The organism is Tenacibaculum sp. 190524A05c (assembly GCF_964036595.1).
Taxonomy (GTDB): domain Bacteria; phylum Bacteroidota; class Bacteroidia; order Flavobacteriales; family Flavobacteriaceae; genus Polaribacter; species Polaribacter platacis.
The window spans coordinates 1479648-1503057 of sequence record NZ_OZ038523.1 but is presented as its reverse complement, the minus strand read 5'-3'; the positions used below and the strand labels follow the sequence as shown (position 1 = coordinate 1503057).

Annotated in this window: 20 protein-coding genes; 7 read left to right on the top strand and 13 right to left on the bottom strand. The window is 31.3% G+C overall.

All coding sequences use genetic code 11. The annotated features are described in order from the left end of the window. Positions 1-36 precede the first annotated feature (36 nt). From ABNT61_RS06365 to ABNT61_RS06325, 9 genes are all read right to left on the bottom strand, one after another. Positions 37-1305: a DUF819 domain-containing protein gene (locus tag ABNT61_RS06365; protein WP_348745286.1), complete on the bottom strand. Its 1269-nt coding sequence runs from the start codon at positions 1303-1305 to the stop codon at positions 37-39. Between the two features lie 34 nt (positions 1306-1339). Beyond that, positions 1340-2005 carry a DUF2490 domain-containing protein gene (locus tag ABNT61_RS06360; RefSeq protein WP_348745285.1) on the bottom strand — a complete coding sequence of 222 codons (666 nt, stop codon included), beginning with the start codon at positions 2003-2005 and terminating at the stop codon, positions 1340-1342. Positions 2006-2080: 75 nt separating this feature from the next. Next, positions 2081-4003: a S9 family peptidase gene (locus tag ABNT61_RS06355; protein WP_348745284.1), complete on the bottom strand. Its 1923-nt coding sequence runs from the start codon at positions 4001-4003 to the stop codon at positions 2081-2083. Positions 4004-4057: 54 nt separating this feature from the next. Then, positions 4058-7261 carry a VPS10 domain-containing protein gene (locus ABNT61_RS06350; RefSeq protein WP_348745283.1) on the bottom strand — a complete coding sequence of 1068 codons (3204 nt, stop codon included), beginning with the start codon at positions 7259-7261 and terminating at the stop codon, positions 4058-4060. Between the two features lie 85 nt (positions 7262-7346). Further along, a complete protein-coding gene (locus ABNT61_RS06345; RefSeq protein ID WP_348724320.1) occupies positions 7347-7514 on the bottom strand; it encodes an Arc family DNA binding domain-containing protein in 168 nt (55 codons plus the stop codon). 77 nt (positions 7515-7591) lie between these two features. After that, the gene (locus tag ABNT61_RS06340) at positions 7592-8095 is read right to left on the bottom strand and encodes a hypothetical protein (protein ID WP_348745282.1); all 504 of its coding nucleotides are present in this window, start codon (positions 8093-8095) and stop codon (positions 7592-7594) included. A 3-nt stretch (positions 8096-8098) separates the two neighbouring features. Further along, positions 8099-8257 carry a DUF4177 domain-containing protein gene (locus ABNT61_RS06335; protein ID WP_348713145.1) on the bottom strand — a complete coding sequence of 53 codons (159 nt, stop codon included), beginning with the start codon at positions 8255-8257 and terminating at the stop codon, positions 8099-8101. 2 nt (positions 8258-8259) lie between these two features. Continuing rightward, on the bottom strand, positions 8260-8727 hold the full coding sequence (locus ABNT61_RS06330; RefSeq protein WP_348745281.1) for a hypothetical protein: 468 nt from the start codon (positions 8725-8727) through the stop codon (positions 8260-8262). Positions 8728-8733: 6 nt separating this feature from the next. Continuing rightward, positions 8734-9594, bottom strand: a complete 861-nt coding sequence (locus ABNT61_RS06325; RefSeq protein ID WP_348713147.1) for an SPFH domain-containing protein — start codon at positions 9592-9594, stop codon at positions 8734-8736. Between the two features lie 218 nt (positions 9595-9812). On the opposite strand from ABNT61_RS06325, the gene ABNT61_RS06320 reads away from it, so the two are divergent. Next, positions 9813-10367, top strand: coding sequence for a TlpA disulfide reductase family protein (locus tag ABNT61_RS06320; protein WP_348745280.1), 555 nt, complete (start codon positions 9813-9815; stop codon positions 10365-10367). A gap of 6 nt (positions 10368-10373) precedes the next feature. Further along, on the top strand, positions 10374-10988 hold the full coding sequence (locus tag ABNT61_RS06315) for a thioredoxin family protein (RefSeq protein WP_348713149.1): 615 nt from the start codon (positions 10374-10376) through the stop codon (positions 10986-10988). Between the two features lie 72 nt (positions 10989-11060). Here the strand turns inward: ABNT61_RS06315 and ABNT61_RS06310 are convergent, their stop codons facing one another. Together ABNT61_RS06310 and tsaD are read right to left on the bottom strand one after the other, a co-directional pair. Then, positions 11061-11300: a hypothetical protein gene (locus ABNT61_RS06310; protein WP_348745279.1), complete on the bottom strand. Its 240-nt coding sequence runs from the start codon at positions 11298-11300 to the stop codon at positions 11061-11063. 140 nt (positions 11301-11440) lie between these two features. Next, complete coding sequence (gene tsaD, locus ABNT61_RS06305) at positions 11441-12466, bottom strand: tRNA (adenosine(37)-N6)-threonylcarbamoyltransferase complex transferase subunit TsaD (RefSeq protein WP_348745278.1); 1026 nt, start codon at positions 12464-12466, stop codon at positions 11441-11443. 186 nt (positions 12467-12652) lie between these two features. On the opposite strand from tsaD, the gene ABNT61_RS06300 reads away from it, so the two are divergent. From ABNT61_RS06300 to ABNT61_RS06280, 5 genes are all read left to right on the top strand, one after another. Continuing rightward, complete coding sequence (locus ABNT61_RS06300; RefSeq protein ID WP_348745277.1) at positions 12653-17077, top strand: translocation/assembly module TamB domain-containing protein; 4425 nt, start codon at positions 12653-12655, stop codon at positions 17075-17077. Beyond that, positions 17061-17990 carry a DUF368 domain-containing protein gene (locus ABNT61_RS06295; RefSeq protein ID WP_348745276.1) on the top strand — a complete coding sequence of 310 codons (930 nt, stop codon included), beginning with the start codon at positions 17061-17063 and terminating at the stop codon, positions 17988-17990. The genes ABNT61_RS06300 and ABNT61_RS06295 overlap by 17 nt, the downstream gene beginning before the upstream one ends. Before the next feature lie 19 nt (positions 17991-18009). Next, the gene (locus ABNT61_RS06290) at positions 18010-19020 is read left to right on the top strand and encodes a DUF368 domain-containing protein (RefSeq protein ID WP_348745275.1); all 1011 of its coding nucleotides are present in this window, start codon (positions 18010-18012) and stop codon (positions 19018-19020) included. Then, positions 18998-19759, top strand: coding sequence for a shikimate dehydrogenase (aroE, locus tag ABNT61_RS06285; RefSeq protein ID WP_348745274.1), 762 nt, complete (start codon positions 18998-19000; stop codon positions 19757-19759). Before ABNT61_RS06290 ends, aroE begins: the two co-directional genes overlap by 23 nt. Before the next feature lie 112 nt (positions 19760-19871). Then, positions 19872-21722, top strand: a complete 1851-nt coding sequence (locus ABNT61_RS06280; RefSeq protein ID WP_348745273.1) for a DUF349 domain-containing protein — start codon at positions 19872-19874, stop codon at positions 21720-21722. A gap of 58 nt (positions 21723-21780) precedes the next feature. Here the strand turns inward: ABNT61_RS06280 and ABNT61_RS06275 are convergent, their stop codons facing one another. Both ABNT61_RS06275 and ABNT61_RS06270 read right to left on the bottom strand, forming a co-directional pair. Continuing rightward, positions 21781-22722, bottom strand: a complete 942-nt coding sequence (locus ABNT61_RS06275) for a lytic transglycosylase domain-containing protein (RefSeq protein WP_348745272.1) — start codon at positions 22720-22722, stop codon at positions 21781-21783. 22 nt (positions 22723-22744) lie between these two features. Further along, positions 22745-23407, bottom strand: a complete 663-nt coding sequence (locus ABNT61_RS06270; RefSeq protein WP_348745271.1) for an alpha/beta hydrolase — start codon at positions 23405-23407, stop codon at positions 22745-22747. Positions 23408-23410: the final 3 nt, after the last annotated feature.

Sequence of the window (23410 nt, the reverse complement as noted above, 5' to 3'; positions counted from 1 at the left end):
TATATTTAAAATTTTCGATTGCAAATATGCAGAATTCTAGACAACTTTTGAGGCTATTTCCATTAAAATTGTACACAAAATAGCACCATATGTTCCTACAACATAACCGAAAACAGCTAATAAAACTCCTACAGTTGCTAATGATGGGTGAAATGCAGCTGCAACAACAGGTGCACTCGCAGCACCACCAACGTTTGCTTGACTACCAACAGCTAAGAAAAAATATGGAGCACGAATAAGTTTTGCTACTAATATTAATAAACCAGCATGAATAGCCATCCAAACTAAACCGATAGCAATTAAACCTGGGTTCTCAATAATTTTAGATAAATCCATTTTCATCCCAATCGTTGCTACCAATACATATATGAATACACTACCTAATTTACTAGCTCCTGCACCTTCATAATTTTTAGCTTTCGTAAATGAAAGTCCTATTCCAATTGCTGTGGCAATAGTAATCATCCAAAAGAATTTTGAAGAGAATGATGATAATGCTGAACTTTTATCGGCTACAGCACTTACATTTTCGGTTAGAAATGATGAAATAGATTCGGCTCCCCAATGCGCAATTCCAACAGCACCAAAAGCTAAAGCTAGAAGAATCATTAAATCCGTTAAAGATGGATTTCTAGAAACTTTCTCGGTAAATGAACTCACTTTTCTTTTTAATTCTTCAATTGCAGAATTATCCGCTTTTAACCAGTTATCAATTTTATCTGATTTACCAATACCAATTAAAAGTAACGCCATCCAAATATTTGCTACAACAATATCAACCAACACCATTCCTCCATATTTTTCCGGATTATATTGATAAATCTCTAACATAGCAGCTTGATTTGCTCCACCACCAATCCAACTTCCGGCAAGAGTTGATAATCCTCTCCATACTGCGTCAAAACCTACACCTCCAACTGTTTCAGGAGAAACTAATGATATTAGTAATATTGCGATTGGACCACCAATTACAATTCCTAAAGTTCCAGTAAAGAACATAATTAAGGCTTTAGGACCAAGATTAAAAATAGCTTTTAAATCAATACTCAAAGTCATCAAAACCAATGAGGCAGGTAATAAAAATCTACTAGCGATGTAATAAGTTTTAGAAGTGTCTGCTGAAATAATTCCTAAAGAATTAAATATTGCAGGGATTAAATAACACATTAATAATCCAGGTACAATTTTGTAGAATTTTAACCAGAATCCTTTTTTTATACTTTCAGTATAAAATACAAATCCAAGTGAAATCATTAAGATACCAAAGACAATAGCGTCATTAGAAAAGAAAGGTTGATTTTCCATTAGTTGTTAAGTTTTTGCTAAGGTATCAAAATTTTTATTTCTTCTTTTTTCTATGATCCGTACTAATAGCAATACCCAATTGAATTCTATCTAAGTTCTGATTATTTATATTAATACTCATATAACCCAATTGTAATTTTGCAACTTTAGAAAGTTGGTACTTAAAACCTAGTCCAAACCAATTTTGATTATAAGCATCTCCACCATCAAAATCGAAGAAGACTTCATCATAAATATAAGTTGACCATTTTTCTGCAATCGGATAACTTAAACCTAATTGATATCTTAATAAATGACCAGTTTGAGAGTTGAAAAAACGATGTTCTGCACGTAATCTATGCGCAAAACTTAGTTTCGAGATTTTATGGTTAGCTAGTAAATCTTCATAAATACGATGATCTCCAAATGTTCCTCCATCTAATCCAAATGTAGTATCAGTATCTAGAAATGCATATCCTAGTGTAGCACTTAATGTGTTATCAATTTTATAATTCAATCCAAAACGTAAAATGTATTGTTGCATATCTTCTCCAATTTCAAAAAATCTAAAATGAGCCATAGATTTTATACTGAACTTATCAGATATTTTGTGTGAACCATTGTACATGTACCAAATCCCTAATTCTTTTTCAGGATTTTGTTGTGCATTTATTTGACAAAAAACAAATAATGCTAAAAGTGCTAATAATCTTCTCTTCATTTTGAATATGTTATAAAACAAAAATAGAATCTCCAATTTAATAAACTAGAGATTCTATTTTTTTATTGATTTAATTTATAAAGCCGACTTCTCGATTGGCTCTTTCTTTTTAAGATATTGATCTAAGAATTTTAAAATTCTACTGTTAGCTTCAATTTGATTTTCTTTTTTAGCGAAACCATGACCTTCATCTTCGAATAATACGTATTCCACAGGAACACCGTTTTTCTTAACTCCAGCTACGATTTCATCAGACTCAACTTGTAAAACTCTAGGATCTTTAGCTCCTTGTAATACCATTAGTGGTTTAGTAACTTTATCTGTATGGAATAGGGGAGAGATTCTTTTTAATCGAACTGAATCGGCCGAATGTGGATCTCCTAATTCTTTGTATAAAGCTTCCCTGAATGATTCCCACCATGGTGGAATACTTTTTAAAGTACGCATCCAATTCGTTACTCCAAAAATATTGACTCCAACTGCAAATTCTTCTGGAGTGTAAGTAAGAGCAGCCATAGTCATATAACCACCATATGAGCCTCCAAGAATTCCAATTTTTTCTGGATCAATTTCAGCTTGTTTTGCTAACCAGTTTTTACCTTCTACACAGTCTTGTAAATCTTTTTCACCATGATTCTTATCGTCCATTTTATAGAATGTCTTTCCGTAACCGCTACTTCCGCGATTATTTACAGCTAAAACAGCATATCCGTGATTAACTAAATATTGAATTCTAGAACTAAAATTTTGACGAGATTGTCCTCCTGGTCCTCCGTGAACCCAAACTAATGCAGGAACTTTATTTTCTGCAGAAGCTTGATGTGGTAAATAGTAAATAGCAGGAATGGTTACACCATCAAAAGAAGGATAACGGATAACTTTAGCGCTTACTAAATCATCTCCGTTAATTTCATCATTTAAAACATCGGTTAATTGTTTTTGATCCTTAGTTTTTAAATCATAAACATAAAGATTTGAAGGTGAATTTGATCCTCCAGCATAAAAACGCATCATAGATTCGTCTCTAGAAAAACCTACACTTGTAATGCTTTTTCCATCCACACTTGGTAATTCAATATTCTTACCTGTAGCAACATCTTGTACTTCAATTACATTTTTTGCATCTTCATTGATATACGTTACTCGATATTTTCCTTTATTAGTAAAATAACTTCCGCTAATATCCCAATCCTTTTTTAAGACTTCTGTTGATTCTTTTGTTTGGATATCATATTTCATTAACGTTGTAAATTCTCCATTTGCATCAGTAGTGTAATAAAAGAACTTATCATCATTAGAAAAATCTTCCGCAGAGTTACCACTTAAAGTTCCATTGATTTTTACGGTTTCTTTAGTAGTTACATCATAAAGGAATAAATCACTATCATTTGTGTTTACTGTTTTATTTAATGCAAATAACTTCTTGTTGTTTGAGATTGCAGAAACATCATATCCTTCTTTATTTTCATAAATCATTTTAGAAGTGAATGTTTCTAAGTCCATTTCATAAATGTCCATGTACTTACTATCTCTTTTGTTTGAAGCATAAAAGAAACTTTTCTCATCTTTCGACCATCCGTAAAAACTTGATCTCACACCTTTTCCTGGAGTAAGTTCAGTAATGGTTCCATCTAAATCACGTTTGTAGATATGATAAATTTCATCTCCATTATCATCCATTCTAAATAACATCCTATCATCTTTAGGGAAGTAAGATGTAGCATAAACAGAAGAACTGTCTGATTTTGTAATTGGAGTATAAGTTCCATCTTTGGTGCTGACAGTATACATATTATAGATACCAGATTTATTACTAGTAACTAATAATTTTGAATTGTCAGATGAGAAACTACCACCAAAAACACTTTCATTATCCATCATTTGTTTGATGGAATACTGTTTGATTTCTTTAGAAGAATCTAATTCTTCTTTTTTACTTTCTTTACAGGAAACGAGGCAGAGACCCACAAGGAAAGAGCATAAGATTGTGTTTTTCATTTTTAGATATTTTTGATTTCTAATAAGACGATCTAGTCGTCAATAAGTTACGGATTAATTCAATTGAAAAATCTTTGTCTCTTTAAATGGTGAAATTGTAATTTTTTCAACCTCTCCTTTGTAAGCTGGCCAATCTTTATTAAAGAAAGCATTTGTTTGCCCTAATGCTTCTTTTAAAGACGTTTTAAATTGATTGATTAAACGTGTTTCAGTTGCTGTTTGATTACCAAATCTACTATTGATATACCAACTTGCAGTTCCTAAACGATTACTCACATTTGGTTCTGGACTTCTTACAATACCTTGGCGTTTATCAACTTTACCTAAGTAAACTGTAAGTATTGTATCAATTTTCTTAATAATGTCTTTAGAAGCTTTTATTTGATCTTTATACTTCTTTTTATCTTTTGTAGATAATTCTTTTTTATATCCTTCAGCGATTTTTTTACTTTCAACTAATTGCTTAACAGCATTTACCATCACTTCTTGATGTTTCTCTAATTCTTTTGAAGTATTATATTTTTGATTTATAGCTTCATTAGAAATTGTAAGTCTAGGATCATATTTTACAGTAATATTTTGCTCTGATGTTTGATCTCCGAAAGTAAGTTTCACTTTATAAGTACCTGGTTTTACACTTACACCAGAAGGTTCAGATTTAGATTTTCTGATTCTTCTTGAAGCTCTTGGTACACCTTTTTCTGTCATATACCAAGTTGCAGTATGAATACCGTTTTCTTTTGGAACTTTACGTTTTAAAGTACGGATTAAGCGAGTACCATCAAAGAACTCAAATTTAAGAGAATCCCATTTTATTTTATTCTCTTCTTTTTTCATATCAGACTTATCCTTACTCTTTTTTTTCTTCTTTTTTGGTTTTGGCTTGTTAATATAAAATTGCATTAATGCACCATAACCTCGGTTTTTTCCATTAAATAAAGCATCAGCTCCAAATCTAGTTCCTGAAGGTTGTTGATAGCTTGCTTGATACGCTGTAGGTGGATTGAAAAGTTCAATCTTTTTGCTTAATACAGATTTATTTTTTGCAATTGCTCTTAACGGACGGATATCATCTAATACCCAAGCTGCTCTACCAAAAGTTCCAATAACTAAATCATGTTCTCTTGGTTGAATTACTAAATCCTTAACAGATACAGTTGGGAAACCTTCAGTCCATTTTGTCCACTTATTTCCAGCATCAACAGAAATGTATAATCCATCATCAGTTCCTAAGAATAACAAGTTAGACTCTACAGGATCTTCTACGATACATAAGGCATAACTCTTTACATCATTTTGATCAACAATACGTTCCCATGTTTTACCGTAATCTTTTGTACGGAAAGCATAAGGAGTATAATTAAAACGACGATAATCATTCGCTACTAACAATGCTTCTCCTTTATTTTTGTTTGAAGCTTTGATTTGCGTGATCCAACTGTTAGCTGGTAATCCCTTAACGTTTTTAGAAACATCTGTCCAAGTAGCTCCTCCATTTTGAGTAAAATGTACTTGTCCATCATCAGTTGCTGCCCACAACATGTTTTTTTCTAATGGAGAAGGTTCAATAACTAAAACAGTACAGTGATTTTCTGCACCAGTAGCATCCATTGTTAATCCTCCACTTTCATGTTGTTTTTGCTTTGATTTATCATTAGTAGTTAAATCTGGAGAAATGATTTCCCAAGTCAACCCTTTATCAGTTGACTTATGTACAAATTGACTTCCAAAATAAATTGTAGAATTATCAAAAGGATCAATGTTTATAGCAGAGTTCCAGTTGAAACGTAACTTTACATTAGCATCAGGATGTGTTGGACGTACAGTGTAGTTATTTCCAGTTTTATAATCATATCTAGAAACAAATCCTTGTTGGCTCATAGACCATCCATATCTAGAATCATCCTTATCTGGAACTACATCGAAACCGTCTCCAAAACTAATTTCTTGCCAATATGAGTTTCGTATTCCTTGATCTTTCCATACATAAGCAGGTCCTCTCCAAGAACCATTATCTTGCATTCCTCCATAAACGTTATACGGAAATTCGTTATCAACATTGATATGATAAAATTGCGCAACTGGTAAGTTTCCAATAAAACGCCAAGTTTTACCACCATCTTTAGTAATGTTTAATCCGCCATCATTTCCATCAATCATGAATTTCCCATTTTCTGGATGAATCCACCAAGCGTGATGATCAGGGTGAACTCCATTATTAGCGCCATAAGCAGGCATCAACATTTTAAAGCTTTTTCCACCGTCTTGAGAAACATTTACATAAGTATAAATACTGTAAACTCTATTCTCATTTTGAGGATCTGTATAAATTTCAGAATAATAGAAAGGACGATTTCCAATACCAGAAGTTCCTGATTTATTATTTACCATTTTCCATTTGAAACCACCATCATCACTTCTATACAGCGCATTCTTTTTAGCTTCAACTAAAGCATACACCACATTTGGATTACTTCTTGAAATTGAAACTCCAATTCTACCTAAATCTCCTTTCGGGAAACCTTCTTTATCGGTTACTTTTTTCCAATTTTCTCCACCATCATGTGTGATATATAAACCACTTCCTTTACCACCAGATTTAAAGAACCAAGGATCACGTTTATGCTCCCACATTGCTGCAATAAGTTTGTTAGGATTCGATGGATCCATAACTAAGTCAGCCGTTCCAGTTTTGATATTATTGAATAAGATTTGTTTCCAAGTTTTACCACCATCAGTAGTTTTGTAAACTCCTCTCTCTTTATGTTCTCCCCAAGGTGAACCGATTGCAGCTACGTAAACAACATCTGGATTATTTGGATGAATAATTACACGATGAATATGACGTGTTTTTTCAAGTCCCATAGACTTCCAAGTCTTACCTCCATCTAATGATTTATAAACTCCGTAACCACCATTTAAACTATTACGTGGGTTTCCTTCTCCAGTTCCAACCCAAATTACACTCGGATTAGATTGTTGAATGGCTACAGCACCAATTGAAGCAGTAACTTCTTTATCGAAGATTGGTTCCCATTTGATACCACCAGAAGTAGATTTCCATAAACCACCAGAAGCGGTTCCAACATACATTACATCGGGATTTTTAAGAACAACATCAATGGCAGTCACACGACCACTCATTCCACCTGGTCCAATATTTCTAGGTTTCATGTTTTTAACAATGTCCATAGAAAACTCTTGTCCAAACGCTATAAAGCTTACTAAGAACAATAGTAATGAAATAGATTTTTTCATGAAGAATTAATTAGTTGATTAAGAAAAGCTAAAAATACATTTAAATCATTTTAGGATTTCTTAAAAAAGTGTTAACGCAACTGAATTACTCTTCGTTTTTCTTTTTAGGTTCTCTTTTTGCTTCCTTTAAAGTTTGCATAAGCATCCATTCAATCTGTCCATTAGTAGATCGAAATTCGTCTGAAGCCCATTTTTCAATTGCTTTTAGCATGTCTTCATTTATTCGTAATGCAAATGCTTTTTTCTTCGCCATAATTAAATTTTACAAATCGTTTTTATATGAATGAAATCACCAAATATGTGATATACATAAAAAGATATAGTAGTACTTTAAACATCGGTTTCGTTATTTTTAGTATAGTATTTTATGCTCTGATTAACCTTAGTTAGTTGTTGTGTTCCTATTAAGATTTGTTTTCCTTCTTTGGTTAGGATTTGAATTCCGTCATCGCCTGCAATATTTAAGGCAATACTCTTGTTCTTTTTTCTAAAGGGATTAACTTTAAATCCCCAACCTCCAAATTCACTAATCGCATCATATTTTCTAGTATAAACTTCTTCCATATCATTCCATTTAATCAGTTTAAATGAAAAATGTACTGGAGAGAATTTATAATGGATTCCTGCTTTATCAATTTTTGTGGTCAATTTGAATACAAAAATGAAAAAACAACTTGCTAATATAAGAGTTGAAGCGATAATTACGTCTTGTAAAGACATTTGATTATTAGCATATGCTCGGGCAAATAGAGCTAATGGTACAATAGTACTCATTACTAACACTACAATTATCCATAATTGAGTAAATCGTTGTTCTTCTTTAAATACTCTCATTAATTATCTGTTTTTATCTCTTTCAAAAACAATATTTGTCCAACCTTCTCCTAAGTGCTTTAATACCCAACCTTCTCTAGCATACTGATTTAGTAATTCTTCTAATTTACTATATCTGTTTTTAAAGCCTAATTTGAGCATAATTACTTTATATTCTTTCATAGTTAAATGTTTTTAATTTTTACTCTTGAATTTCTCTTTTGGATAACCTGAATAAAAGGATCAACTTGATTTTCCAATTTGCGAAAGTTTAATATTTTCTCACGATTATTAGAAGTTACGAGGGTTAATTCTATTTCATTGTTATTTTCTTCAAATTCTACTGTTTCAATAGTGTTTAATTGAATTGAACTTAACCAATTATATCTGAAAGCATAATAAATACCTAATAATAATATAACTAAGGCCACAAGAAGTCTTAAAGCAAATCCAACATAATCCATGGTAGATTCAAAATCATTATTAAAAATACTTTTCTGGACTTTGTAAATGATTAAAATTGATATGAACAATAACCAGCTTTTTTCTTTTATTTCCTTAAGAAAACCACCTTTTTTATAAATTTTGATAACTTCATTATCAACAACTACTTCTCCGTCAACTAAAGTGAATTTAAATTGAGATTTATCCATGTAAAATTAATGACTTAGTGTTCCTGTGTTTAATACTGGAGATGCATCTTTATCACCACAAAGTACAACCATTAAGTTACTAACCATTGCAGCTTTTCGCTCTTCATCTAATTCCACTATTTCCTTTTTATTTAATTCTTCTAATGCCATTTCAACCATGCTCACTGCACCTTCTACAATTTTATGACGAGCAGCAACAATAGCTGTAGCTTGCTGTCTTTTAAGCATTGCATTTGCGATTTCTTGAGCATAAGCTAAGTATCCTATTCTTGCTTCTAAAACTTCAATTCCGGCAATAGATAATCTTTCTTCTAATTCTTTTTCTAAAGTTTCACTTACTTCATTAACACTAGATCTAAGTGTTATATCTTCTTCATGTCCTTCGTCGGCAAAATTATCGTAAGGATACATACTAGCTAATTTTCTAACTGCAGCATCGGTTTGTACACGAACAAAGTTTTCGTAGTTATCAACATCAAAAGCAGCTTTATAAGTGTCTGTTACTCTCCATACCAAAATAGTACTAATCATAACTGGGTTTCCTAATTTATCGTTCACCTTTAAACGCTCACTATCAAAGTTACTCGCACGTAAAGATATTTTTCTTTTTGTGTAAAATGGATTCGCCCAGTACAAACCATTTTGTTTGATTGTTCCTATGTATTTACCAAAAAGTAAAACCACCTTAGAAGTATTGGGATTTACCAATATAAAACCAAACGATAATACCAAAGCGATAAAGGTTAAAATAAGGAAAACTGGGTTTTCTAATTTAATGGCTGCTGCAATACTTCCGAAGAACGAAATAAAGAATATTGTAAGCATTAAATAACCATTTGCTGGTTTAATAATTTTTTCTGATTCCATAAACTTAAATTTTATTATGATATTATTTTGATATCACAAATATATTAAAATTTATCATATTTACAAATTGTTGATTTTCAGAGTTCAGTGTTTTGAATTTGTCAAATTGATTTAGGAAGACGGATTATAGAGGATAAAATGAAGATAGTTATCTATGATTTTAGTTAAAAAAAGTTAATATTTCTTTTGTCATTATTGCTTTCATTAATTTTAACAAGATGAAATTAAAACTAATACCCCTTACATTACTTCTTTTATCATCTCTTGTATCTTGTAAACAAGAAGCCAATAAGGAAGAACAACAAACTCCAGTTAAAAAAGAAACTAAAGTTCAGACTGATTTAAAAAAGGATCTTGGATTAAAGGTTTTAAATTTTGATGAATTGAAACCTTTTATAGAGAAGAATGATGATAAAACACATGTGGTGAATTTTTGGGCAACTTGGTGTAAACCTTGCGTTGAAGAATTACCAGCTTTTGAAAAGATTCACGAAGAAAATAAAGATAAGAATGTAGAGGTATTATTGGTGAGTTTAGATTTTCCTAATGAAATTGAAAGTCATTTAATTCCATTTATCATGGAACATAAGTTAGCTCCGGAAGTTATAGTGTTAGATGATCCAGATCAAAATAAATGGATTAATGGTGTAGATAAAAGTTGGAGCGGAGCTTTACCAGCAACTATTATTTATAACAAAAATAAAAGATCATTTTACGAACAGTCGTTTAGTTACGATGCCCTTAATCAAGAACTACAAAAATTTATAAATTAAACACAAATGAAAGCTTTAAAATCAATTCTAGTATTAGCAGTTTTAGCTGTTACCGTAGCTTTTACAACAAAAGCGAAAAAAGGATACCAAATAGGAGATAAGGTTGAAAATTTTACATTGAAAAATATTGATGGGAAAATGGTTTCTCTAAGTGATTATGCTGATGATAAAGGTGTAATTTTAGTTTTTACTTGCAATCATTGCCCGTATTCTAAAATGTATGAAGATAGAATCATAGCATTAGATAAAAAGTATAAAACTAAAGGATACCCAGTAGTTGCTATAAATCCAAATGATCCTGCAGTTTCTTCAGGAGATGATTTCGATTCAATGATTGAAAGATCTAAATCAAAAGGATTTACTTTCCCATATTTGTTTGATGATGGTCAAAAAGTATTCCCAAAGTTTGGAGCAACACGTACACCGCATGTATTTATTTTAAAGAATGCTAAGAAGGATTTTGTTCTTTCTTATATTGGAGCAATTGATGATAATGCAAGAGATGCTTCTAGCGTAAATACTTTATATGTTGAAAATGCAGTAGACGATTTATTAGCAGGTAAAACACCAAGACAAACTGAAACAAAAGCAATTGGTTGTTCAATCAAGGTTGCAAAATAAAACTGAGATTTAAATTATATAAAAAAAAGCGAACTGAAAAGGTTCGCTTTTTTTATGATAAGATGTATTGAATTACCTTAAAGCATAGAAAGTGTGTGTAAAAGGTCTTGGATTACCTCCAAAAATATTTGTTCTTACACATTGTTGAGTATATACTACGCCACCTTGACCTCCATTAATTGCGCCTTCACCAGGAGGTACTATATGACTGTAAACTGGAGGGTCACATGTAACACCACTTCCTTGAATATTTTTTTGTTCAATTTTGTTTAATTTTTGAACTCCGTCTAATTTTAAAATATTATCTAACATAATTTATAAGTTAAAATACTATGAACTTAATTTAGACACTCACAGCATGTGTCTGTATATATACATTGTAAACTTATCGTAATTAGATAGTCTTTAAAATAATTAATTCATTAACGTGAAGGAATAGTTCGTAAACGTTTTTATTCTGTTACTTTCAATCGTGCTTTAGCGGCAACCGAAATATCAGCGTAATCTTTATTTAGAAATTTCAAATATCCAGCAATGGCAATCATAGCTGCATTATCTGTGGTGTATTGAAATTTTGGAATGTATGTGTTCCATCCCCAATGTTTATCAGCTTCGTTTAAACGTTTTCTAATTTCAGAATTAGCAGAAACTCCTCCAGCAATAGCGATGTCTTTAATTCCTGTTTGTTTTACTGCATTCTTAATTTTTTTCATTAGAATCTCAACTATAGTGTATTGAATTGAAGCACAGATATCGTAAAGATTTTCTTCAATGAAATTTGGATTTTCCTTAACGTTTTTCTGAATGAAATATAAAATCTGTGTTTTTAATCCACTAAAGCTAAACTCTAAATCTCCAACTTTGGGTTGTGTAAACTGGTATGCTTTTGGATTTCCTTGTTGAGCATATTTATCGACTAAAGGTCCACCAGGATAAGGAAGTCCTAAGATTTTTGCGGATTTATCATAAGCTTCACCAACAGCATCATCTATGGTTTCACCTAAAATTTCCATCTCAAAATGATTTATGATTTTTACAATTTGAGTATGTCCACCACTTATGGTTAAACAGATGAATGGAAACGGAGGGATTTTACAATCTTCTTCTTTTATAAAATGAGCAAGAATATGAGCTTGCATATGGTTTACATCGATTAAAGGAATATTTAATCCTAATGCTAAAGATTTAGCAAATGAAGTTCCAACTAATAAAGAACCCATTAAACCAGGACCGCGAGTAAAGGCAATTGCACTTAATTGTTCTTTTGTAATTCCGGCACGCTCAATTGCTTGTTGTACAACAGGAACAATGTTTTGTTGATGCGCTCGAGAAGCTAACTCAGGAACAACACCACCATATTTAGAATGTACCTCTTGATTAGCGATAACATTACTTAATACTTCATCATTTTTTAATACCGCAGCACTCGTATCATCACAAGAACTTTCAATAGCTAAAATGTAAACCTCTTTTTTCAATTATTTAAGATTTTGAGATGCAAAAATATCCATAATACGTTAGATATTCGTTAAAATTGGCGTTTCTTTGCGGTTAGGCAAAATTTTTGTAGATTTTTATAATCTAATTACTTAATAAAAATCATTAAAAAGGCAGGTAAAATACTATTCCGTTTCCTAAGAATCATTGTGATTCTAATATTGCTTTTGATTTTAATTTTGTCTACTCCTTTTGTTCAGAGTGAACTAGCTAAAATAGCTACAAAACGCATCAATAAAGATTTCGATACAAACATTGTTGTTAAGAAGCTCGATTTATCACTTTTGGGTAATGTAGATCTTAAAGATATTGAAATTAGAGACCATCATAAGGATACTTTAATTTTTATTAAGAGTTTAAAAACTTCCCTTCGTAACGTAAAAAAAGTGATGGACAATGAAGTTGATTTGGGCGATATTACGTTAAGAGGAGTTAATTTTCATATGAAAAAGTACAAAGGAGAAGAGGATGATAACCTAGCTGTTTTTATAGATACCTTCGAAGATGAAAATGATACGATTAAAAGTAAAACTCCTTTCATTTTAAAATCAAAAAATATCTATGTTGATAATTTAAACTTTAAATTGATTGATGCAGATAGAAAAGAACCATTACAATATGCAGCATATAATGCAGGTGGTAGCATTCAAGATTTTTCAGTTGTAGGTCCCAATGTATTTGCAAATATTCGAGGTTTGTTTTTAAAAGACAATCGAGATATTTATGTAACGAATCTAACTACCGATTTCACCTACAGTAAAACCCAAATGGCTTTTAAGGATTTAACGCTAATTACAGATAATGAATCCAAACTGCAAGGTGATTTAGAGTTTAACTATAACCGTAAAGATTTTGCTCAATTTACGGACAAAGTAAAGCTGAAGGCAAATTTTAAAAAGAGCGAACTTTCTGTAAAGGATGTAAGCAAATTTTATTCTGAAATTCGAGGTAATGATAAAATGTTTTTCACGGGAAGATTTAATGGAACTTTAAATAATTTCAATACGCCTAACTTGAACATGTACTCGAAGAATGGATTGGTTGTGCGTGGAGATATGGGTTTTGTAAATGTCTTCAAGTCAGAACGAGGATTTGTTTTCGATGCTGATTTAGATAAAGTTTCTTCGAATTATAACCAACTTAAAAGTTTACTTCCTAACGTCCTTGGAAAAACACTTCCTACGAGTTTTAGTAGACTTGGAAAGTTTTCAATTTCTGGTTTGATAAATCTTACACCAGAAATTATGGACGCTACGTTATCTCTTACTTCGGAAGCCGGAGGTACAATTTCTGATTTACAGTTTACAAATATTGATGATATTGATAATGCAACGTATAACGGAGAAATTGAATTTATTGATCTTGATATAGGAGTAATTGCCGATGATCCAGACCTAGGAGAAGTTTCTTTAAAAGCAGACGTAAAAGGTAGAGGTTTTAATGTAGACAACATCAATTCTGTAATTATTGGAAATGTATCTAAGCTTAATTATAGAGGTTATGCCTACAAGGATTTAACTGTAAATGGGCAATTTCAGAATAAAAAGTTTGATGGTTACTTAAAGTCAGAAGATGAAAATTTTAAGCTAGAGTTTAAAGGACTTGCAGATTTCTCGGCAGAAGTGAACAAGTTTGATTTTACTGCAGATATTGATAAACTAGATTTAAGAAAGACGAATTTATTCGATAGAGATAGCATTTCAGTTATCAAAGGAGATGTGAAACTTGATGTGGTAGGAAATACACTGGATAATATTGTAGGAAAAGCTGCTTTTAAGAATTTAGTGTATACCAATGAGAATAAAACATTTTCGTTTAAAGATTTTCAAGTAAACTCTTCACTTAAAGATAGTATTAAAACTATTGAAGTAAATTCTAGAGATATTGTTCAAGGTAAGCTAGAAGGTAAGTTTGTGTTTAAAGATTTGCTTCCAGTTTTTCAAAATGCTTTAGGAAGCGTATATACAAACTACGAACCTTTACCAGTTGATCCCAATCAGTTTATTAAGTTTGATTTTAAAATTTACAATCAAATTGTAGACGTGTTTTTACCAAAAATTGCCATCGGAAATAACACAAGGATTAGAGGAAAGGTTGATTCAAATAGTAATGAAGTAAAACTGACCTTCAGTTCGCCCGATGTTAGCGCTTACGAGAATTTGATAAAAGATGTTGTTCTGAGGATTGATAATAAAAACAAACTTTATAACACGCATTTAACAGCAAGCGAGATTAAGAATAAGTATTACGATCTTGGAGAGTTGAATTTAATCAATAGAACAGCAAATGACACTTTGTTTTTTAAATCAACCTTTAAAGGCGGGAAGAAATTAACCGAAAACTTTAATATGAATTTCTTCTATACTATTGATCCAAATCACGAATCTGTAGTTGGAATTCAAAAATCTACGTTTAATCATAATAATTATGATTGGACGATTAATCCAAAAGCAGATAGCAATAATAAAGTTACTTTTGATTTTGGAAAAAACCATTTTGAATTTAGTCCTTTTGAATTCGTGTCCAATGAGCAGAAAATTGAATTTGAAGGAAATGTATTAGGGGATACTCAAAAAGATTTAAAAGCCAGCTTTACAGATGTTCAATTAGTTGGTATTCTGCCAGAAATGGAAAATTTAGCTTTATCAGGATTATTAAATGGTAAAGTTGCACTCAAAGAACAGGAAAATTTAATAGAACCAATTGCGGATATTACGGTAAATGATGTGATTGTAAATGATTTCTCTCAAGGTACATTGAAAATGAAAATAGAAGGAGAGAATTCTTTAAATAAATACAAGGTAGATGTATCACTTCGAGATTATGAGTTCGATAACGTTAAAATTGTAGGAGGATTAGATTTTTCTAAAAAAGAAGCAGAGGTAGATTTAGATGTGAAATTCAGAGAATACGAATTAAATGGATTTAGTGATTTTGGTGGTGATGTAATTTCGAATATTCGTGGAAGACTTTCTGGAGATTTTACAGCTAAAGGTCCAGCTATTAATCCTGTTTTTAGAGGAGATATTTCTTTACTGGATGCAGGTTTAACTTTTCCATATCTAAATATTGACTTTGATTTTGTAGATAATACTACAATACGTTTGTTTGATCAGACTTTCCGAATCAATAACATGATTCTACAAGACACGAAATACGATACAAAAGGCTATTTATCAGGAAGTATTACACATCAAGATTTTGAGAAATGGTACATGAAGTTAGATGTCGATACTCCTAATTTATTAGTATTAGATACAAAAGAAGCAGAAGAAGTACCGTATTACGGGAAAGGATTAATTAGAGGAAATGCACAAATACGAGGATTAACGAGTAACTTGAGTATAAACGTTAATGCAACAACTCAACCTGGAACATTATTCGTCATTCCTTTGAACGATGTTTCAACAGTGAATAATTATAAACTTATTCGCTTTAAAACAAATGATAAAGAATTAAGTTCTGAAGATTTAAGTATCGAGAAAGTAAAAGGATTGAATCTTAATTTTAATCTAGCCGTAACTAAAGATGCTGTTGCCCAGGTTGTAATTGATAAAGTTTCAGGAAGTGATTTAAAAGGTAGTGGAAACGGAAATCTAAATATCGAAATTGATACTAGAGGAAAGTTTATCATGGATGGTGGAATAACCATTGAAAATGGAGTATATAACTTCAAATATGGAGGGATTATAAGCAAGCCTTTTAATGTGCAAAGAGGAGGAACAATTTCTTGGACTGGAGATCCGTTAAACGCCCAACTAGATCTTACTGCCATCTATCAAACCAAGGCGAATCCTGCACAATTATTGGATAATATCAATTCAACAAGAAAAATTCCAATTGATTTATATACTAAAATTACAGGAGGATTATTTGACTCTAAACAGGAATTTGATATTAAAATTCCAAATGCAAATTCAACTGTTGCATCAGAATTAGAGTTTAAGCTAAATGAGAATGATTTAAATACCAAAATGCAACACTTTACATTTTTAATGGCTTTTAGTACTTTTTATGATGAAGAAGCAATTGGTAATAGTGCTTCTCAAGGAATTACAGGAACTGCTGCTCAAGTTGCAACAAGTATACTTTCAAGTGTTATTAATAAAGAAGATGGAAAATTCCAAGTTGGATTAGGATATGTTCAAGGGGATAGAACAAATGTTGATCAGCTTCAAAATGCTATTGATGATCAAGTTGATGTTTCGGTATCAACTCAAATTTCAGATAGAGTTCTTGTAAATGGTAGAGTAGGAGTACCCGTAGGAGGAAATACTCAAACAAGTGTTGTTGGTGAAGTAAAGGTAGAAGTCTTGTTAAATGAACAAGGAACATTAAGAGGAACCTTCTTTAATAAGCCCAATGATGTTCAATTTGACATTGATAATGAAGGGTATACTCAAGGTCTTGGTTTGTCTTATCAAGTAAACTTTAATACAATCTCAGAACTTGGTGAAAAACTAGGTTTTAAAAAGAAAAAGAAGAAAGTAGAGAAAAAAGATAGTATTATTGTAAAGAAAAGAAAGCTAATCAGCTTTAAGACCAAACCGAAACCAGATTCTACAAAAACTAAAAATGAGCAGAAAAATTAAAGACTATTTCTTAATCTCTTTAAAAGGAATAGCTATGGGAGCAGCAGATGTTGTACCTGGAGTATCAGGAGGAACAATTGCTTTCATTTCAGGAATATATGAAGAGTTGTTGAGCTCTATCAGTAATATCAATTTAAGTTTATTAAAAACTTTAAAAAACGAAGGCTTTAAGGAGGCTTGGAAACAGCTGAATGGAAATTTTTTGTTGTCTCTTTTTTTAGGGATATTAGTGAGTTTTCTTTCCTTAGCTAAAGTTATTTCTTGGTTGTTAGAAACACATCCAATTTTATTATGGTCTTTCTTTTTTGGTTTAGTGTTAGCAAGTATTATTTATGTGGCAAAACAAATAGAAAAATGGAATGTTGTTTCCGTTTTACTGTTAATTGCAACTACAATCATCGCTTATGTAATTACTACTTTGCCTCCATTAGTTTCTGAAGATTCTTCGATGCCATTTATATTTTTAGCAGGAGCAATTGCCATTTGCGCAATGATTTTACCAGGAATTTCAGGTTCGTTTATTTTAGTTTTGTTAGGAGCTTACAAACCGGTGTTAAATGCATTAACCAACAAGGATATTCCTATTATCGTTGTATTTATGTTAGGAGCAATTACAGGTTTATTATCTTTTTCTAGAGTACTAAAGTGGCTGTTTGCTAATTTCAAGAACTTTACTTTGGCAGCGTTAACAGGTTTTATCATTGGTTCTTTAAATAAAATATGGCCATGGAAGAAAGTGTTAACTTACAGAACAAACTCTCATGGAGAAAAAGTGCCTTTTAACGAAGAATCTATTTTACCTTCATCTTTTGATGGCGACCCACAATTAATGTATGCGATTTTATTAGCTGCTATTGGTTTTGGAGTGATATTATTACTTGAAAGATTAGCTGTAGCAAATAAAAATCATTAAGCTAAATTATAGTTTGACTATGTATAAGGAAAGAACATTTAGCCAAAAGGTAAATCTTTTTTTAAAAGGATTAGCCATGGGAGGTGCGAATAAAGTGCCTGGCGTTTCTGGTGGAATGGTAGCTTTCGTTATGGGATTTTATGAGGAGTTAATCTTTACTTTTCGTAGAATAAATCTTAAAGCATTTAAACTTCTTTTCAACGGAAGGTTTAGAAGTTTTGCTAAGTATACAAACTTTCAATTTTTAGTTTGGGTAATGTTGGGAAGTACATTTAGTTACTTCAGTATTTCCCTTATTCTAGATTATTTTTTAAAGAATTACGAACTGTACGTTTGGTCTTGGTTCTTTGGAATGATTATAGGTTCTATATATTATATCTCAAAGGATTTTGGTGATTGGCGATTAAAGAATATGCTCTGGTTATTAATTGGAGCTGTTATTGGGGTTGCAATTAGTTTTATGTCACCTGCAAAGGAGAATGATAATCTATTCTTTGTTTTTATTTGTGGTATCATTGGAGTTTCAGGAATGACCTTGCCAGGTTTATCTGGTTCTTTTATTTTGATATTATTGGGTAACTATGTGTTACTTTTAGTTGATAGTGTAAATGTTTTAGGAGGAGTTGTAGCTTCAATGTTTTCTGGAGATTTTTCTCCATTAAATGATCCGGTTAAAATTCGATATCTCAAAATTATAGCAACGTTTACCTTAGGTTCAGCTTTTGGACTAGTTTCTATTTCTCATGTTTTAGGGTATGTGTTCAAAAAATACAAACAACAGGTTACCGCTATAATTATTGGTTTTATTACGGGTTCTTTAGGGATTATTTGGCCGTGGAAAGAAACAATTTTTAAAAGTGAAAATGGTAGTTTCCTTTTAGATTCTAAGGGAAATAAAATCATAGAAAATTATCAGAGATACCTGCCAAATATTCAAGACAAAGAAACATTAATTTCCATTGGTTTTATACTATTGGGAATTCTACTAATACTAGCAATAGATTATTATGGAAATCGAAGAAAGAACTAAGCTTTTTGGTTTACTAGGAAAAAATATATCATATTCCTTCTCAAGAGGATACTTCGCGGAAAAGTTTGATTTACTTGAGTTGACAGATCATAAATATGTGAATTTTGATCTGGATTCAATTCAAGAATTAACAGCATTAATTCAGAAGAATAAGGACCAATTAGTTGGTTTTAATATTACTATTCCATACAAAGAAGAGGTGATTCCTTTTTTAGATAAAATTGATAAAAAGGCAGCCAAAATTGGTGCAGTTAATACAGTTCGAATTTCTAAGAAGGGAAAATTGAAAGGGTTTAATACTGACTATTACGGATTCAAGGAGTCATTGAAGCCGTTATTAAAGGAAAAACATAAGAAAGCACTTATTCTCGGCACTGGAGGAGCGTCCAAAGCTGTAGCCTTTGCTTTAAAAAGAATGAATTTTGAAGTGGTTTTTGTTTCAAGACAAGGTACAGGGGGAGATGTAATAACATATCAGCAATTAGATGAAACAGTAATTAAAGAGCATTTGCTTATTATTAATTGTACTCCTTTAGGTACACATCCGAATGTAGATAATTGCCCGGCTATACCTTATGAATGTATTGGAGAATCTCACATTTTGTATGATTTAATTTATAATCCTGCTAAAACATTGTTCTTGCAAAAAGGAGAGGAAAAAGGAGCAGTTATAAAGAATGGACTTGAAATGTTAGAGTTACAAGCTGAAAAAGCATGGCAGATTTGGCAAAAAAGTTAGGCTAATTTTATGAATTTGATAACTATTTCAAAGTTGTGCAAATAAAACCTTTAGCAAATAAATATTCATTATCTTTAGCATAAACAAAACTGGAACTTTAAACATTATTCATATGTTAGAAAATAATGATAACAGCTTGGGGGAAAACACAAAGGAAGAAGCGCAAAACCAAATTGAACAAACGACACAAACTGAAGCAGCAGTAAACGAAATAGAAAACGTGGTTGCTGAGAATTCTGAGAAAGAAGAAACTCAGGAAATTCCAATGCTAGATTACGGCACAATGGAATTAGATAAATTAGTTTCTGAACTACAAAGTCTTTTAAAGAATAATCCTGTACAGTTAATTAAAAAGAATGCAGATGCAATTAAAAATGCATTCAACCTCAAGTTTGGTAAATTATTATCTGAGAAGAAAGAAGAGTTTTTATCACAAGGTGGTAATTCTATAGATTTTCAGTTTTCTAGTCCTATTAAGACGGAATATAATAAGTTATTAAAGGATTATAAAGAAAAGCGCGATCGTTACTACAAACAACTTGATGATCAATTAAAGAACAATTTAGAGAAAAGAAATACATTAATTGAGGAGCTGAAAAACTTAATTGAAAATGCAGAGCCAAAAACAATGTATAATGATTTTCAGAAAATTCAAGAACAGTGGAAATCTATTGGTCCAGTTCCTAGAACTAGATACAATGATACTTGGAAAACATATCACCATCACGTAGAGCGTTTCTATGATTTACTACATTTAAATCAAGACTTCAGAGAATTAGATTTTAAACACAATTTAGAAGAAAAATTAAAACTAATTCAAAGAGCCGAGGCTTTACATGAAATGGAAGATGTAAATGCTGCTTTTAAGGAGTTGCAAGAATTACATCGTCTATGGAAAGAAGAGGTAGGTCCTGTAAGTAGAGAATTTAGAGAAGATGTTTGGACGAAGTTTAGCAATGCGACTAAAAAATTACATGATAAACGTCATGATTATTATCGTGATTTAAAGTCAAAACATCAAGATATAATTAATGAAAAATTAGAAGTTGTTGAGCAAATCAGTAACTATGATTTTTCAAAGAATAAAACACATAAAGACTGGCAGAATAGCATAAAAGAAATTGAAGCGTTACGTAAGAAATATTTCGATGTAGGAAAGCTTCCTTACAATAAAAGTGAAGCTGTTTGGCAGAAATTAAAAGAAGCTACCAAAAGATTTAATACAGCTAAAAATACGTTCTATAAACAAGAGAAATCTTCTCAGACAGATAATCTGAAGAAGAAAATGGAACTAGTGGAGCTAGCTGAAAGTTTAAAGGATAGCGATGACTGGGATGCAACTACAAATACGATGAAGCGCATTCAGTCAGATTGGAAGAAAATTGGTCATGTACCAAGAAAATTTTCTGATGAAATCTGGAACCGTTTCAAGACTGCATGTAACCATTATTTTGATAGATTGAATGCGCATAGAGATGGAGTATCTCAAGAACAAGAGGCTGTAGTTGTTGCTAAAAAGAAGTTTATTGAAGATTTCAAGGCCAATGATAGCTTAACAATTGATGATGTGAAAGAGACAATCTTAAAATGGAGAGAACTTGGAGCATTACCAAGAAATGCTCGTCATTTAGATGGTAAGTTTAATAAAGAAGTTGATGCTAAATTGACTAAGTTAAACTTAGGAAGAGAGGAGATTGAAATGATGAAGTTTAGAAATGTTGTTGATAATTTATTCGCTCAAGAAGATTATAGAAAACTTGATAATGAGCAATTCTTTATTCGTAAGAAAATTACTGAGACCGTAAGAGAGATGCAACAGTTAGAGAATAACTTGAGCTTTATATCTAATGCAACTGAAGATAATCCTTTGGTTCAAAATGTTAGAAAAGGTATTCAGGAATTTAAGGAACAGCTTGATATTTGGCAGTTAAAGCTAGATTATCTGAAAAAGTTAGATTATTAATAAATCTGAAAGATATAGATAAATAAAAAAGCTTGCAATTGGCAAGCTTTTTTATTTATTATTCTATTGGTATTTTAAGTTTGTATTCTTTAGCACTTCTATTAACTAGTTTAGTTTCTCTTAACCAAGGATTAACTAGTTTTAGTTCTTTATAGGTGATATTGTATTGTTTTGCGAAATCAGCGATATCATCAATTGCTGTATCAACAATAATCTCTTTTACTTTGGGAAAAGTATATAAATCCTCCTTTTCATAAAGGAAACCATATTTTTTAGGGTTAGTCATGATTTCTTTTAAGGCTAAGATTCGAAATACATATCTACCTGTTTCCACGTTTAATAGCAAATCATAGTAGTTAGAAACTTTTTGTTCTTTTAATCGTTTTGAAATTCGTGCATTACCTGCATTATATCCAGCAGCGGCTAATGTCCAACTTCCGAATTTTCTTTTAGAGTCATTTAAATATTTGGCTGCAGCTTTTGTAGATAATTCTAAATTATATCGTTCATCAACATTGTCGTTCACTTCCAGTCCGTATTGACGACCTGTTGCTCTTAGAAAATGCCAATAACCAGCAGCTCCTTTATGAGAAGGAACTTGAATCAAAGCGCTCTCTGCAACACATAAGTATTTAAAGTCATCAGGTAAATTGTATTTTTTTAGAAGAGGTTCAATTAAAGGAAAGAACTTGTTAGCTCTCTTAATTAATAATAGTGCGTTTGATTGCCAATATGTATTAACTAATAATTCTCTATCTAATCGTTCGAAAATATCAGCTTTTTCCAACGGAACTCTTTCTCCAGCAAACTCAATATATTCTGGAACTTTAATGGCTTTTACTTCATAGGTGTCACTTACACTTTTAGAAACAATAATCGAGTCTTTGGCGGTGATAGGTTTTTCTGTGCTATCCGGTTTTACCTTGGTAAGGTTTAAAAGGAAGAAACCTGTAGTTACTACAGCGACTAAAAATAATATGCGTAAAATGATCGACTTCATATATTATGTGTTTATAACTGAATTAACATGTACATTGTTCCTCGAGTATTTCGGAAATTACTCTTGCTTTATTCAAGATCATTATATGTGTACCATTGTTAATTTCAATGTAATTTTTAATGTGTTTAGACGGGAAAACTTCATCTTTATTACCATGAATATGAATTATGTTTTCCAACTCAAAATCTTGTTTCCAATTTAAAACATTGTGTATTGCCCATTCTAAGTAAGTTGCATTTCTAATGGATAAATACATTTTGTATAGTTCAGCTCTCTTTTTAAGATAATCACCTAAAAATAAGTGTTCATAATCTTCAATGTTTTCAACTATTTTCGTCGGAAATAGTTTGTAAGCCTTAGTCTTTTGAGCAAATTTTAAACGATTCGGTAATTCTTTATTACTTTTTATGCTTGAGATGATAATCGTTTTTTGAGGGTTGATTATTTTACTCATCTCTTGAACCATAACACCTCCAAAGGAAACTCCTATTAATATCGGATTTTCATGTGAGATTAATTCGCACATTCTTGAAGCGTAGCTTTCAATGCTTTCATCTATAGAAAGTGGAATAATCCAATCTAAGAAATGTGCTTCAAATAAAGAATCATCAAATTTTAAATACTCAAATATCTTTGTATTCGCCGCCAATCCCGGGACAAAATATAAATGAGTTTTTTCTTTCATATG